The organism is Enterobacter sp. CC120223-11 (assembly GCF_900215375.1).
Taxonomy (GTDB): domain Bacteria; phylum Pseudomonadota; class Gammaproteobacteria; order Enterobacterales; family Enterobacteriaceae; genus Scandinavium.
This window is the reverse complement of record NZ_OBEF01000001.1, coordinates 260,051-274,386: the sequence shown is the minus strand read 5'-3', so window position 1 is coordinate 274,386 and position 14,336 is coordinate 260,051. Positions and strand designations below refer to the sequence as shown.

Sequence of the window (14,336 nt, the reverse complement as noted above, 5' to 3'; positions counted from 1 at the left end):
TCTTATCCTCTTGCCGCTAATGCGGTCACGCGATCGTAGGCTGCACCACTGTGCAGAACTTCCAGTACCTGTTGCACGTTGGCTTTCAAATCTTCATGGCCGTGAAGGCGCATCAGCATGGCGACGTTGGCGGAGACGGCGGCCTCGTGGGCGGTATCACCTTTACCTTGTAGCAAGCGCGTAAGAATGTCACGGTTTTCTTCCGGCGTGCCGCCCGCCAGCTGTTCCTGACGATACGGCGTCAGGCCGAAGTCTTCGGCGTTCAGCTGATAGCTGTGAATTTCACCGTCTTTCAGCTCCGCAACCACGGTTGGCGCATGCAGGGAAACTTCATCCATCCCGCCGCTGTGCACCACGGCGGCACGCTGATAACCCAGCACGCGCAGCGTTTCGGCAATCGGCAGCACTAATTCCGGGCTGTAAACGCCAATCAGCGCCAGCGGCGGGTGCGCCGGGTTGATCAGCGGCCCCAGCACGTTGAACAGCGTGCGGGTTTTCAGCTGCTGACGAACCGGCATCGCGTGGCGGAACCCGGTGTGGTATTTCGGTGCGAACAGGAAGCAGACGCCCAGTTCGTCCAGCGCTTCGCGCGATTTGTCGGCGTTCATATCGAGATTGATACCGAAAGCGGCCAGCAAATCAGAAGAGCCGGACTTGCTCGATACGCTGCGGTTACCGTGTTTGGCTATTTTCATTCCACAGGCGGCGGCCACAAAGGCGCTGGCAGTAGAAATATTAATGCTGTTGCTGCCGTCGCCGCCGGTGCCGACGATATCGGCAAATGTGTATTCAGGGCGCGGGAACGGCGCGGCGTTTTCCAGCAGCGCGGTGGCGGCCCCGGCAATTTCCTGCGGCTGTTCGCCACGTACTTTCATGCTCACCAACGCCGCGGCCAGCTGTTCTGGCTTCACTTCGCCGCGCACCACCGCAGAGAACAGTTGGTGGCTTTCCTGCTGGGTCAGGGTCTGCGCCTGATACAGCTTTTCCAGGATCGGCTGTAGCAGATTGGCCGGTTCCAGTTTTTTCAGCGCCCATTCGAGGGTCTGTTCCAGCAGGCGTGCGCCGTGGCTGGTCAGGATGGATTCCGGGTGGAACTGGAAGCCCACGACGCGATCGGCATCGTGACGCACTGCCATGACCATCCCGTTGAAGCTGGCGTTTACCGTCAGGCCGGCCGGAATATTACTGCCGACCAGCGAGTGATAGCGCGCCACCGGTAACGGGTTCGCCATACCGGCAAACATCGCCTGGCCGTCGTGCTCAATGCTCGAGGCCTTGCCGTGCAGGATTTCGCCCGCCTGGCCGACGTAACCGCCGTAGGCTTCAACAATCGCCTGGTGACCGAGGCAGATACCGATAATCGGCAGCTTGCCGCGCATGCGGGTCAGCAGCTCTGGCATGCAGCCTGCTTCGGACGGTGCGCCTGGGCCCGGGGAGAGCATCAGCACCGGGTTGTCCATGGTGGCCAGTCGCTCAATCAGCGTCTGCGCCGGAACATGGTTGCGGTAGATGACCACGTTATGCCCGCTGGCGCGCAGCTGATCGGCCAGGTTGTAGGTAAAGGAATCAATATTGTCGAGCAGCAGAATGTCAGCCATCAGAAAATCTCCTCTGCGTGGTGGGCCTGAGCAATGGCGCGCAGCACCGCGCGAGCTTTATTACGGGTTTCATCGGCTTCGGATTGCGGTACTGAGTCGAGCACCACGCCAGCACCGGCCTGAACGGTGGCAGTGCCGTTTTCAACAAAGGCGGAGCGAATCACAATGCAGGTGTCGAGGTCGCCGTGAGCGGTGAAGTAGCCGACCGCGCCGCCGTAGCTGCCGCGACGTTTGCCTTCCGCGGCGGCAATCAGCTGCATCGCACGAACTTTTGGCGCGCCGCTCAGCGTGCCCATATTCATGCAGGCGCGGTAGGCGTGCAGCACATCCAGATCCTTACGCAGCTCGCCAACCACGCGGGAAACTAAGTGCATTACGAAGGAGTAGCGATCAACTTTGGTGAGGTCTGCCACGTAGCGGCTGCCCGGCGTGCAGATGCGCGCCAGATCGTTACGCGCCAGGTCGACCAGCATCAGGTGCTCTGACATCTCTTTCTGATCGGTGCGCATTTCCAGTTCGATGCGGCTGTCGAGGTCGCGATCCAGCGAACCGTCCGCACGGCGACCGCGTGGGCGCGTGCCAGCAATCGGGTAGATTTCAATCTGGCGGTTGCTGGCATCGTACTTCAGTGAGCTTTCAGGCGAGGCGCCGAACAGGCTGAAGTCGTTATCCTGCATAAAGAACATGTATGGGCTTGGGTTGCTCTTCTTCAGCACGTCGTAGGCCGCCAGCGGAGAAGGGCAAGGCAGCGAGAAGCGGCGGGAAGGCACCACCTGGAAAATCTCCCCGGCGCGAATGGCGCGCTGCATTTTGCGCACTACAGCACCGTACTCGTCGTCGCTCTGATTCACCTCAGTGTGCATTTTTTCCACTTTGGTGACAGGCAACGGCATTGGTGGCTCGTTCATCTGCTGGCGAATCTGCGCGAGGCGCTGCGTCAGACGCTGTTTTTCTGATTCCAGCGGCGTGAACAGGCTCGCCTGAATGCGGGAAGATTTAGTCTGGTGGTCGATGACCAGCAGCGTTTCGGCCAGGTAGAAGCAGTAGTCAGGGCAGGCGGTGTCGCTTTCCAGCTGCGGCAAATCTTCGAAACCTGCGACCAGGTCATAGGCGAACAGGCCGCCGAAGAACATCGCTTCTCGTTCCGCTTCCGGCACGCAGACCAGGGTTTGCAGCAGGCGGAAAGCATCGAAAACGGACAGAGAGCACAGACGCGCATCTTCATCCAGCAGGGTACTTACCGCAGGGAAGTGAAGAACACGCCCGTTAGGCTGGCGCTGGTTCTCAATGCCTGCGGGCAGGGCGCCATCGAGGAGATCCAGCAGGGCAGCACCGTTATCAGACAGTGCCTGAATAGTGACAGTGTCACCTAAAGCGGTAATGCGCAGCGCGCTGTCGACTAACAGCAGGCTCTTTAAATCATCTTTACTGTCGATATCTGCGGATTCCAGCAGCAGCGTTGCTGGACGCGCGCCGCACAGCTGATGAAACAGCGCCGTCGGGTTTTCGCGGTAGATAGCATCAGTGGTCAGAAGCTCGAGTGTCGGTTTTGAGGTTTGCATTCTTTTCTCGCTCAATCTGTTATCTGTGGTTCATAAAAAAGCCCGCTTACTGGCGGGCCTGGTATCTGTTGGTCTTATGCAGACGCGATCGTACAGCCCGTTATCAGGTTGTACGCCACCAGCTGTGAAAAGTAACGGTAAAGTGGGTCATCGCAGATACCTCGGAGTGTGAACTTGCGTACTAGTTAACTAGTTCAATGGGGTAAAGTCAACCCCCGATTTCAGAAATTGATGCACAACGGCTATGATGGGCGCCGCATTAAGCGAAAACGTAAGTGACAACTGATTACCGGAGCGATTTTGACCGACCATTCGTACGCCACGATATACGATCTGCACAGCCATACCACCGCCTCTGACGGCCGTCTGACGCCCGAGGAACTGGTGCACCGTGCACTGGAAATGCGCGTGGGTACACTTGCGATAACCGATCACGACACCGTTGCCGCCATTCCTGCCGCAAGAGCAGAGATTGCCCGCGCCGGGTTGCCGTTGAATCTGATTTCAGGCGTGGAAATTTCGACCGTCTGGGAAAACCACGAGATCCACATTGTTGGCCTTAATATTGATATTGAGCATCCGGTGATGACAGCGTTTTTGGCGCAGCAGACCGAACGTCGTCAGCAGCGCGCGATGCTCATTGCTGAACGGCTGGAAAAAGCACAAATTCCTGGCGCATGGGAAGGCGCACTGGCCTTTGCCGACGGCGGAGTGGTTACGCGCGGCCATTTCGCGCGTTTTCTGGTTGAGGCGGGGAAAGCCACGAACTTCAACGACGTTTTTAAAAAATATCTCGCCCGCGGTAAAACCGGATACGTTCCGCCACAGTGGTGTACAATAGATCAAGCTGTTGATGTGATTCACCATTCTGGTGGCAAAGCGGTGATCGCCCATCCGGGGCGTTATCAGCTCTCCGCCAAGTGGCTGAAACGGCTGTTGGCCTTCTTTAGTGAATGCGGCGGCGACGCCATGGAAGTTGCCCAGTGCCAGCAGGCCCCCCACGAGCGCTCGCAGCTCGCCACCTATGCGCGTCAGTATGGATTACTGGCGTCACAGGGTTCTGATTTTCATCAGCCTTGCCCGTGGATCGAGCTTGGCCGGAAGCTGTGGCTTCCCGCCGGCGTGGAAGGCGTGTGGCAGAGTTGGGAACAGCCCCAGGATAAACGAGAGGAAGTATGAGTCAGTTTTTTTATGTCCATCCGGACAACCCGCAGGCGCGCCTGATTAATCAGGCGGTGGAAATCGTGCGTAAAGGTGGCGTGATCGTCTATCCCACCGATTCCGGCTATGCGCTGGGCTGCAAAATTGAAGATAAAGGCGCGATGGAGCGGATCTGCCGCATTCGTCAGCTGCCCGATGGTCACAACTTCACCCTGATGTGTCGTGACCTCTCTGAGCTGTCGACGTATGCCTACGTGGACAACGTGGCATTCAGACTGATCAAAAACAACACGCCGGGTAACTACACGTTTATCCTCAAAGGCACGAAAGAAGTGCCGCGTCGCCTGCTGCAGGAAAAGCGTAAAACCATCGGCATGCGCGTGCCGTCGAACCCGATTGCGCAGATGCTGCTGGAAGCGCTCGGTGAGCCAATGCTGTCGACTTCTCTGATGCTGCCTGGCAGCGAGTTTACCGAGTCCGACCCGGAAGAGATCAAAGACCGTTTGGAGAAGCAGGTCGATTTGATCATTCACGGCGGCTACCTCGGCCAGCAGCCGACCACGGTTATCGACATTACCGAGGATTCCCCGGTGGTGCTGCGCGAAGGCGTGGGCGATGTGAAGCCATTCCTGTAACGCCGAGGGGAACAGCGGCAGGCTGTTCCCTGATTTCCCCTGCATTAAGTCTTTAGTAAAACGCAAATAATGCCGAATAAGGCCCTTGTCTGTAGTCCTGTTGTCTATCATTGACAGTAACGTCCCGCTTAGGGATATCACCCCTGAACGTACTGTTTGATAAGGATACTTTATGCGCCCGATCTCCTCTTTCGCCACTCTGAGCGTTGCGCTCGCTCTCGCCGGATGCGCAAGTCAGGCTACTGTTCACAGCGACTACGATAAAACCGTAAACAGTGCCCAGTACCGAACTTACGCATTTGCTGAAAAATCACCACAAACCTACCTGACGCTGACGGAAAAAACGCTGAGGACGGACATTGCTCAGCAGCTGGAAAATCGCGGCTACCGTCAAAATAATAATGCCGACCTTCTGGTGTACATCAGCACCAAAACGCAGCAGCAGACCCACGTGGAGGGGTCGCCTTCACTGATTGGCTGGGGCGGTTATGGAGGCTGGATGGGTTACGATCAGACCGTCTGGACGACGAACGAAGGAACGCTGACGGTCGATGTGGTGGATAGTAAGAAAAAGCAGCTGGCGTGGCGCGGGACTGCTACTGGAACTATTCCCTCTTCCGGAGAGGCGCTGAGCGCGGACAAGCTCAACCAGGCGGTTATGCAGATGTTTGCGCAGTACCCCTGGACGGCAGGAAAATAGCCCAATTGTGTGCGCTGACGGTTTAAAGATGTGCTGTCAGCGTGCTGCACGGGTTTACGGCGTTAATGAGATGAACCTTTTCACCTAAAATTCATGTAAGATGTGCGGTCACGCAGCGCCGGGCGGGTTGAAAGCATGCCGCTGACGGCGCAAGAATCACTATGTCGACAGGTTATGCCTCTGCTAACGTGTTGATTTTGCATATATATCAGACGCCTGGGAAGGCGACACCTTAAGGAAGCTCGATGAGCGAGAAATTACAGAAAGTGCTGGCCCGCGCCGGCCACGGCTCCCGCCGTGAAATCGAAACCATGATTCAGGCTGGTCGCGTCAGTGTTGATGGCAAAGTTGCCACACTGGGCGATCGCGTTGAAGTGATCCCGGGCCTTAAAATTCGTATCGACGGACACCTGATCTCCGTTAAAGAGTCCGTGGAGCAGATTTGCCGCGTGCTGGCGTACTACAAGCCGGAAGGCGAACTCTGTACCCGCAGCGACCCGGAAGGGCGTCCAACGGTGTTTGATCGTCTGCCAAAACTGCGTGGCGCACGCTGGATTGCCGTTGGGCGTCTGGACGTGAACACCTGCGGTTTACTGCTGTTCACCACCGATGGCGAACTGGCAAACCGTCTGATGCACCCGAGCCGCGAAGTTGAGCGTGAATACGCCGTGCGCGTGTTTGGCGAAGTAGACGACAACAAAGTGAAACAGCTCTCGCGTGGCGTGCAGCTGGAAGATGGCCCGGCGGCGTTCAAAACCATCAAGTTTACCGGCGGGGAAGGCATCAACCAGTGGTACAACGTGACCCTGACCGAAGGCCGTAACCGTGAAGTGCGTCGTCTGTGGGAAGCGGTAGGCGTGCAGGTGAGCCGTCTGATTCGCGTTCGCTATGGCGATATCCCACTGCCAAAAGGCCTGCCGCGCGGGGGTTACACTGAACTGGATCTGGCGCAGACCAACTACCTGCGTGAACTGGTAGAACTGAAACCAGAAACTGAATCCAAAGTGGCCGTTGAGAAAGATCGTCGTCGCATGAAGGCGAATCAGATTCGTCGCGCGGTGAAGCGTCACACTCAGGTGAGCGGTAAGCCCGCCAAAAGCGGTGGGGCACGTCGCTCCAGCAGCCGCAACAACGGCCAGGGCTAGTATTTCGATAATCCGGCGAGCATTCGCCGGATTTTTCTTTCCCCATGATGTGATGTTTTTCACACTTCTGCATAAAGACAAAAAACAGGAAATGCCCGGACAAATAATGCAAAGTCGTGCATTCGCCAGCGCCATATACTGTCTGTATTGATTATCCAAACAGGTAGCGGAAAATGGATGCAACTCATAAATTATCGGAAAGCTATGTCGTCATCGGCGTCAAAGAAAAAATAGGTTATGGCTTTGGCGATTTTGCCTCTAACTTGTCTTTTGGTTTTGTCTCTCTTTTTTTATTGTTCTTCTACACCAATATTTATGGCATCAGTGCGGTGCAGGCAAGTCTGATATTTGTTATTGCCCGGGTTGTCGATGCTGTTTTTAATATCCTGCTTGGTTTTGCGATTGATAAAACCCACAGCCGTTACGGGAAACTACGCCCCTGGTTATTATATGGCTCAATCCCACTGGGCTTTTTAACGGTTTTATGTTTTGTTCCCTTTGGCGGCGAAGCGAAATTCTATTTCGCGCTCTTCTCTTATACTCTCTATTGCCTGGCTTACACCGCAGTGAATACCCCCTATTCTGCGTTGACCAACCGCCTGACGCAGCATGAAGCCTCGCGTTCATCGCTTTCGGTCTATCGCTTTGTGCTGGCAATTGTTGGCTATCTGATTGTCTCTACCACCGCCGACCTGCTGATTTCACCTTTCAATGACAAACAGCTGGGCTATGTGTTTGCCGTCTCCTGTTTTGCACTGCTGGCTACGTTCCTGTTTCTTGCCTGCTTTGGCATGACCCGGGAGCGGGTGGGAGAAGAAGAGGAGATGCCAGCGCCGACGCTGCGTGAAATGCTGCGCGCGGTGATTGGTAATGCACCTCTGATTAATCTCTCAATGTTTACCATTTTCTTTTATATCGCCTATACCGTGTGGATGGCGATTGCTATCTATTTCATCAAGTACATCATCGGCAGTGAAGGATTTACCGCGACTTTCTTTATGATTCAGTCTGCGGCCTACATCATTGGCACGGTGATTTCGCAAAAAATTATCGCCCTGATGGGTAAAAAGAGAATGACCCTGCTGGCATTGCTTATCGGCGTGCTGGGGGTGTTGATGCAATACTTTATTGCTGGCAATAACATCTGGTTAATTATGACTGGCGTGTGCCTCTACAGTATTACTTTAGGCATGGGGTTTGTCGCGATGTGGTCGATGATTGCCGATACCGTGGAATATGCTGAGTGGCATCACGGCGTGCGTACTGAAGGCGCGATATATGGGTTCTTTAATTTCATCACAAAAATAGCGATGGCGATTGGTGGCGGCTGTGCAGGATGGATGCTTGATTATTATCATTACGATGCGGGAAATATTACCGCCAGCGCAATTGAGGGTATCAATCTTCTGATGACATTATTCCCAGGTGGCATGTTTGCATTGAGTGCAATATTTGTAGCCTGCTACTCGCTGGATGAAAAAACCTATCGCGATATCGTGCAAAAAATTAGCCTGCGTAAGCAGAATGCGCTGTAACTCAGGGAGTCAGAGAAAATGAAAAGTGAATTTATCCGCATTATCGCCGCCATGACCGCTGAAGAGAAAGTGGATCTTCTGACCGGCAGCGGCCTGTGGCGAACGGCGTCTTTGCCGCAGCACGGGATTGATGGGATCGTCATGACTGATGGCACCTACGGGGTGCGCTACAGCAGCGCTCAAATCGACGGCAGTGAGAAATGGAGCATGGACGATTTTATTTCCGTTATCACGCAGACGGCCGATAAAGCTAACGGGGAAGAGCCTGCTGCGAAAGGCGGGAGTGAAGCCCTGTTCAGCACCTCGCTTCCGGCCACCTGTTTTCCAAACGGCTCGACGCTGGCCTGCAGCTGGGACATCAACCTGGTGCAGCAGATGGGTCAGGCTCTTGGCAGGGAATGTCAGCATATGGGTGTGGGTATCCTGCTGGGTCCCGGCATTAACATTCGTCGCACCCCGCTTGCCGGACGTGGATATGAGTATTACGCCGAAGATCCGGTAGTCAGTGGGGAAATCGCCGCCGCGCTGATTAACGGTTTGCAGCAGGAAGGGGTTGGCGCAAGCCTGAAGCACTTCGCCGCCAACAACTCTGAGTATCGCCGCACTGAGATGGATTCCATCGTCGAAGAGCGCGCGCTGCGGGAAATCTATCTTGCCGGTTTCAGGCGGGCTATCGACAAGTCTCATCCCTGGACCGTGATGTCTTCCTACAATCGCCTCAACGGCGTTCAGACTTCGCAGGATCCGTTCCTGCTTACGCAGGTATTGCGTGATGAATGGGGCTATGACGGGCTGGTGATGTCTGACTGGTACGGCATAAAGGATCGCCCGGCCTCGCTGATGGCAGGCAACGATCTCGCGATGCCGGAGACCCGCCGCGATAAGCAAACTTTGCTGTCGGCCATCAGGTCCAAAGAGGTGCCGATGGCAGTGGTAGATACCGCCTGCCTGCGCATGCTTGAACTGCTGGAGAAAGTACAGCGTCATCGCCGTCCAGGCACGCAGGCCGATTTCGCAGCACATCACACGCTGGCGCAGCACCTGGCGGCGGAATCTATTGTGCTGCTGAAGAATGAAGCCGATCTCCTGCCGCTCAGCGCGGCGAAAACACCGAACATCGCGGTGCTGGGTAAACCCGCTCAGGAGCCGGTAATTCAGGGCTCAGGCTGTGCGACGACCGTGCCGTATTTGCTGGATCGTCCACTGGATGAGATCTTTGATCAGGCCGGGGATGATTTCACCGTCACCTGGGCCATAGGGGCACCCGATGATATGCAGAGCGATGAACGGGCCCTTGCGCAGGCACGAGAAGTGGCAAGCCAGGCTGATGTGGCAATAGTTTTTGTCAGCACCGCCGTGGGTGAAGACGGTGAGAACGGGGATCGCCAGGATCTGAACATTCTGGCGACGCACGAACGCCTTATCCGGGAGGTTTCGGCGGTACAGCCGAATGTGGTGGTTGTGCTGGCCAACAGTGATGCGGTTGTAATGCCGTGGCTGCCACACTGTAAAGCGTTGCTCGAGACTTTCTTTGCCGGGCAGGGAATGGGACGAGCGGTGGCGGATATTTTATTTGGCAAACGTAACCCGAGTGGCAAGCTGACGGTGACGGTTCCGAATTCGCTGGAGGAAACGCCCGCCTGGCTGCATTATCCTGGTGAGAACCTGCGACACGCCTATAGCGAAGGGCTGTTCGTCGGCTATCGCTATTACGATAAACGCCGCATGACGCCGTTGTTCCCGTTTGGTTTTGGCTTAAGCTATACGCGATTTGCCTGGAGCAATCTTGCGCTTTCAGCGTCTGAGGTGGGTGAGGCGGATACTGTCACCGTATCGTTTGAACTGACCAACATCGGCGAGCGTGCAGGAAAAGAGGTGGTTCAGCTGTATGTCAGCGCACCTAAGGGCGAGCTTATCCGCGAAGAGCAGGCGCTGAAGGCGTTCTGCAAAGTTGGCCTTGAGGTGGGTGAAACCCGACGGGTGTCGCTGTCACTGCCCGTTGCCGAACTTGCCTGTTATCACCCTGGACTAAAAGCGTGGGTGGTGACGCCGGGCCAATGGCAAATCCGCCTGGGGGGATCTTCCCGTCACATTGAGCTTGAGTCTCCCCTTGAGGTCGTGTGCCCTGAACGTTTTGTACCGCTGCGGGATGACAATTCACTGCAGCAGCTTATTCAGCAGCCGGAGGCTTTCGCCCGGGTGGTGGCGCTGATTGCCAGCAAAAGTCCGCTGAGTCCGGAACAGATTCGTGAGAAGCTCATTCGTCTTGCGCCAGACTTGTTCTGTGGGTTGCTGATAGCCCTGACCGAATTTCTCTCGCTGGATATCACCCGCGAAGAACTGAATACGGTGCTTACCGGGGGCGAATAGCCCCTGTTTCACAGGAGATAATGTGTGTTTCCTTTTTCCCTGACTCACCCGCGCCAGAACCCGGATGTCGCGCGGCAGGCTCATAACAGTGGCTATGAGCTGATCGCTTTTGACGCCGAGAAGCTGAATGTGTTCGCAGCCCAGGTGCGCTACTGTGAGCCACATTGGCATCCTGCGCCGGAGTTGATTACGGTGCTCAACGGCTGTTTTTCACTGGCGTTGGGTCAGCGTAGCGTGGAGTTGGCTCAGGGAGATATGCTGTACATAAATGCAGAAGAAGTCCATTCCCTGAGGGCGGAAGTCGAGGGCAGCTCGCTCGTCACCGTGCAGTTCTCCCCGGGCCTCTTCGATGAACTTCATCCCATTCCTGGCCTGAACTGGTGCACCCAGGGCAGGGCGGTGGATGAAAATCATCGACAGGTGATGCAACGGCTGACGCATTTGTTGACAACGCTTGTCGAGCACCACGCCCCGTTCAAACGCATTGCCGCAACCTATATGCTGCTTGATGCCCTGACCGAGGCCGGCGAGCCCGACCAGCGGGCAGAGAGCTCATTGCGTGAAGAAGCAATGATAAAGAAGGGAATTGACTTTATTAATCAACACTTTGATCAGCCGCTGAGCCTGAGCGAGGTTGCCAGCCACAGCGGCATGAGCTATTCGTGGTTTTCACGGCTGTTCAAGAAGGTCAGCCGCTACAACTTCAAAGAATATCTGACGCTGGTTCGGCTGAATAAGGCCCGAACGCTGCTGCGCGATACCCGAATTCCGATTACTGAAATAAGCCACAGCTGCGGATTTCAGGAGCACAAATACCTGATCGCCGCTTTCAACAAATACTGCGGGCTGACGCCAACGGAGTACCGAAAATGCTATTTCTCGAGGCAAAATAGTCCCGACGCGGAGCTTGCGCCGGGAGAGGACTGTCTGTGTCTGCCGCTGAACCCAAAACTTATTGAACTTCTGGCACTCAGTAATCGATACCGATCTGCGCTTTAATGCCCGCGTCAAAGGCGTGCTTCACTGGACGCAGTTCGCTTACCGTGTCCGCCATCTCCAGAATATCCCTGTGGCAGCCTCGCCCGGTGATGATCACCGTCTGGGAGCCAGGACGCTGTTCCAGCGCTGTCAGCACCTCTTCCAGCGGCAGGTAATCGTACGCCACCATGTAGGTGAGTTCATCGAGGATCACCAGGTCCAGACTCTCATCGGCCATCATGCGCCTGGCATGTTGCCAGACGGCCAGGCAGGCGGCGGTATCGCCCGATTTGTCCTGAGTATCCCAGGTAAAACCTGTCGCCATGACCTGAAATTCTACGCCGTGCGGTTCTAACAGGTTACGTTCGCCGTTTGGCCATTCGCCCTTGATAAACTGGATCACGCCCACTTTTTTACCGTGCCCAACGGCGCGGGTAGCGGTGCCAAACGCCGCAGTGGTTTTCCCTTTGCCGTTGCCGGTAAGAACCAGCAGGATGCCGCGCTCCTCCTGTGCCTCGTTAATGCGGGCGTCGACTTTCTCTTTGAGCCGCTGCTGGCGCTCGCGGTGCCTTTCTTCACTCATTGGGAAATTCCTGGTTTGCGGCCCGGCTGGGCGTCGAAAGTCATTCCGGTTTTGCGACGGCTGTCGTCGCCCATCAGCCACAGATAGAGCGGCATAATGTCGGCAGGGGTTTTCAGCTTCAGCGGATCTTCTGTCGGGAAGGCGCTGGCGCGCATGCCAGTGCGCGTCCCGCCCGGGTTGATGCAGTTGACGCGCAGCTGACCCTGATACTCTTCCGCCAGCACCTGCATCATGCCTTCGGTGGCGAATTTCGACACCGCATAGGCTCCCCAGTTGGCCCGGCCCTGCTGCCCGACGCTCGAGGAGGTGAAGACCAGGGAGCCTGAATCGGACCTGAGTAATAAAGGAAGCAATGCCTGGGTCAGCATAAAGGTGCCATTGACGTTCACCTGCATGACATCCTGCCAGACGTCGAGTTTCTGCTGAGCCATCGGCACCACGTCGCCTAACAGCCCGGCGTTGTGCAGCACGCCGTCGAGCCGTGGGTAGTGAATGGCAATCTGCTGCGCCAGCTGCTGGCAGGCCTTTGGCGTGCAGGTGAGCAGGTCGAGAGCAAACCACGGCGGCAGTATCCCGCTCTCCTGCTCAATCTGCCGGGCAACGGCCCGCAGTTTTTCTTCATTGCGCCCCGACAGAATGACGTTTGCGCCATAGCGGGCGTAGGTCAGGGCGGCTTCGCGACCGATGCCATCGCTGGCACCGGTAACAAGAATGATGCGATTTTGTAGCAAATCACGTTGTGGCTGATAGTGCACGGCCTCTCTCCTGTGGCGCTTGCCCGCGCCACGTGTCTGTTCTGCTTAAATTTGTTCGCTTTTCGGCTTTATGCCCTAAACGGCGGGCTATTTCAATCAGCCAGGCGGAAAGCCTGCGCAGAATTAACATTTTGCAATCATTTCACTGCGGGAGAAAAAAACGGGAAGCGCGCTCGCAGCGTACAATTCAGGCGGAAGACGCGTCGTCAGGGCTGTTGTACACTGTGGGCGATAACTGTGTGATTCTTTTCAAGGTGGAAGCGTGGAATTACTTGCTCAATATGGGTTGTTTTTGGCGAAAATCGCCACGGTTGTGGTCGCGATAGCGGTGGTTGCAACGCTTATTGTGAATCTTACCCAACGTAAGCGGCAGCGTGGAGAGCTGCGGATCACCAATCTCAGTGAACACTACAAAGAGATGCAGGAAGAGATGAGCGTGGCGCTGCTCGATGGCCCGCAGCAAAAACTCTGGCACAAAGCGCAAAAGAAAAAGCACAAGCAGGAAGCGAAAACGGCGAAGGCTAACGCGAAGAAAGGCGTCAAGGAATCAGGTGAAAAACCGAAGGCTTGGGTGCTTGATTTCAAAGGCAGTATGGACGCCCATGAGGTTTCCGCTCTGCGCGAAGAAGTGACCGCCGTGCTGGCGGTTATCAAGCCACAGGATCAGGTGGTGATGCGTCTTGAAAGCCCTGGCGGCGTGGTACATGGCTACGGTCTTGCTGCTTCGCAGCTGCAGCGCCTGCGTGAGAAAAACATCCCGCTGACCATCGCCGTGGATAAAGTGGCGGCCAGCGGCGGCTACATGATGGCCTGCGTGGGCAATAAAATTGTCTCTGCTCCTTTTGCGATTATTGGCTCCATTGGCGTGGTCGCGCAGATCCCGAACTTCAATCGCTTCCTGAAAAACAAGGACATTGATATAGAGCTGCACACCGCCGGGCAGTACAAGCGCACGCTGACGCTGCTTGGCGAAAATACGGAAGAAGGTCGGCAGAAATTCCGCGAGGATCTGAACGAAACCCATCTGCTGTTTAAAGATTTTGTGCATCAGATGCGCCCGCAGCTGAATATCGACGAGGTGGCAACGGGTGAGCACTGGTACGGGCAGCAGGCCAAAGCCAAAGGGCTGGTGGATGAAATTGGCACCAGCGACGACCTGCTGTTGGGGCTGATGGCTGACTACGACGTGATGAGCGTGCGCTATCTACAACGCAAGAAATTGATGGATCGCTTCACTGGCAGTGCGGCAGAAAGTGCCGACCATCTGCTGATGCGCTGGTGGCAGCGCGGGCAAAAACCGATGATGTAAACGCT

General features: G+C 55.9%; 12 protein-coding genes and 1 other annotated feature. Of the genes, 8 read left to right on the top strand and 4 right to left on the bottom strand.

Translation table 11 applies throughout. The annotated features are described in order from the left end of the window. Positions 1-2 precede the first annotated feature (2 nt). Both trpD and CRO87_RS01210 read right to left on the bottom strand, forming a co-directional pair. Entirely contained in the window at positions 3-1,598 is a 1,596-nt protein-coding gene (gene trpD, locus CRO87_RS01215; RefSeq protein ID WP_097161104.1) for a bifunctional anthranilate synthase glutamate amidotransferase component TrpG/anthranilate phosphoribosyltransferase TrpD, read from the bottom strand. Beyond that, positions 1,598-3,160, bottom strand: coding sequence for an anthranilate synthase component 1 (locus tag CRO87_RS01210; RefSeq protein WP_097161103.1), 1,563 nt, complete (start codon positions 3,158-3,160; stop codon positions 1,598-1,600). Before CRO87_RS01210 ends, trpD begins: the two co-directional genes overlap by 1 nt. Before the next feature lie 32 nt (positions 3,161-3,192). Continuing rightward, positions 3,193-3,287 (bottom strand) — a sequence feature (Trp leader region). A gap of 173 nt (positions 3,288-3,460) precedes the next feature. On the opposite strand from CRO87_RS01210, the gene rnm reads away from it, so the two are divergent. From rnm to CRO87_RS01175, 7 genes are all read left to right on the top strand, one after another. Then, positions 3,461-4,339 (top strand): RNase AM, encoded by an 879-nt coding sequence (gene rnm / locus CRO87_RS01205; RefSeq protein ID WP_097161102.1) that lies wholly within the window; start codon positions 3,461-3,463, stop codon positions 4,337-4,339. After that, complete coding sequence (locus tag CRO87_RS01200; RefSeq protein ID WP_097161101.1) at positions 4,336-4,956, top strand: L-threonylcarbamoyladenylate synthase; 621 nt, start codon at positions 4,336-4,338, stop codon at positions 4,954-4,956. The genes rnm and CRO87_RS01200 overlap by 4 nt, the downstream gene beginning before the upstream one ends. A 172-nt stretch (positions 4,957-5,128) precedes the next feature. Next, positions 5,129-5,656, top strand: a complete 528-nt coding sequence (locus CRO87_RS01195) for a DUF4136 domain-containing protein (protein WP_097161100.1) — start codon at positions 5,129-5,131, stop codon at positions 5,654-5,656. Positions 5,657-5,901: 245 nt separating this feature from the next. Continuing rightward, a complete protein-coding gene (gene rluB, locus CRO87_RS01190; RefSeq protein WP_097161099.1) occupies positions 5,902-6,801 on the top strand; it encodes a 23S rRNA pseudouridine(2605) synthase RluB in 900 nt (299 codons plus the stop codon). A 173-nt stretch (positions 6,802-6,974) separates the two neighbouring features. Further along, positions 6,975-8,336 carry an MFS transporter gene (locus tag CRO87_RS01185; protein WP_097161098.1) on the top strand — a complete coding sequence of 454 codons (1,362 nt, stop codon included), beginning with the start codon at positions 6,975-6,977 and terminating at the stop codon, positions 8,334-8,336. A gap of 18 nt (positions 8,337-8,354) precedes the next feature. Beyond that, positions 8,355-10,706 (top strand): beta-glucosidase, encoded by a 2,352-nt coding sequence (locus tag CRO87_RS01180; protein ID WP_097161097.1) that lies wholly within the window; start codon positions 8,355-8,357, stop codon positions 10,704-10,706. 24 nt (positions 10,707-10,730) lie between these two features. Beyond that, on the top strand, positions 10,731-11,705 hold the full coding sequence (locus CRO87_RS01175; RefSeq protein ID WP_097161096.1) for an AraC family transcriptional regulator: 975 nt from the start codon (positions 10,731-10,733) through the stop codon (positions 11,703-11,705). Here CRO87_RS01175 and cobO read toward each other — a convergent pair. Further along, positions 11,677-12,267 carry a cob(I)yrinic acid a,c-diamide adenosyltransferase gene (cobO, locus tag CRO87_RS01170; RefSeq protein WP_097161095.1) on the bottom strand — a complete coding sequence of 197 codons (591 nt, stop codon included), beginning with the start codon at positions 12,265-12,267 and terminating at the stop codon, positions 11,677-11,679. The two genes, CRO87_RS01175 and cobO, sit on opposite strands and share 29 nt — an antisense overlap. Then, the gene (locus CRO87_RS01165; RefSeq protein ID WP_097161094.1) at positions 12,264-13,022 is read right to left on the bottom strand and encodes a YciK family oxidoreductase; all 759 of its coding nucleotides are present in this window, start codon (positions 13,020-13,022) and stop codon (positions 12,264-12,266) included. Before CRO87_RS01165 ends, cobO begins: the two co-directional genes overlap by 4 nt. Positions 13,023-13,284: 262 nt before the next feature. On the opposite strand from CRO87_RS01165, the gene sohB reads away from it, so the two are divergent. After that, on the top strand, positions 13,285-14,331 hold the full coding sequence (gene sohB / locus CRO87_RS01160) for a protease SohB (RefSeq protein WP_097161093.1): 1,047 nt from the start codon (positions 13,285-13,287) through the stop codon (positions 14,329-14,331). Positions 14,332-14,336 lie beyond the last annotated feature (5 nt).

Excerpts from the sequence above, each read along its gene's own strand:
- CRO87_RS01185 (WP_097161098.1), top strand. The coding sequence starts at position 6,975 with ATGGATGCAACTCATAAATTATCGGAAAGCTATGTCGTCATCGGCGTC.
- CRO87_RS01180 (WP_097161097.1), top strand. The coding sequence starts at position 8,355 with ATGAAAAGTGAATTTATCCGCATTATCGCCGCCATGACCGCTGAAGAG.
- rluB (WP_097161099.1), top strand. The coding sequence starts at position 5,902 with ATGAGCGAGAAATTACAGAAAGTGCTGGCCCGCGCCGGCCACGGCTCC.
- CRO87_RS01210 (WP_097161103.1), bottom strand. The coding sequence starts at position 3,160 with ATGCAAACCTCAAAACCGACACTCGAGCTTCTGACCACTGATGCTATC.
- trpD (WP_097161104.1), bottom strand. The coding sequence starts at position 1,598 with ATGGCTGACATTCTGCTGCTCGACAATATTGATTCCTTTACCTACAAC.
- CRO87_RS01195 (WP_097161100.1), top strand. The coding sequence starts at position 5,129 with ATGCGCCCGATCTCCTCTTTCGCCACTCTGAGCGTTGCGCTCGCTCTC.
- CRO87_RS01200 (WP_097161101.1), top strand. The coding sequence starts at position 4,336 with ATGAGTCAGTTTTTTTATGTCCATCCGGACAACCCGCAGGCGCGCCTG.
- cobO (WP_097161095.1), bottom strand. The coding sequence starts at position 12,267 with ATGAGTGAAGAAAGGCACCGCGAGCGCCAGCAGCGGCTCAAAGAGAAA.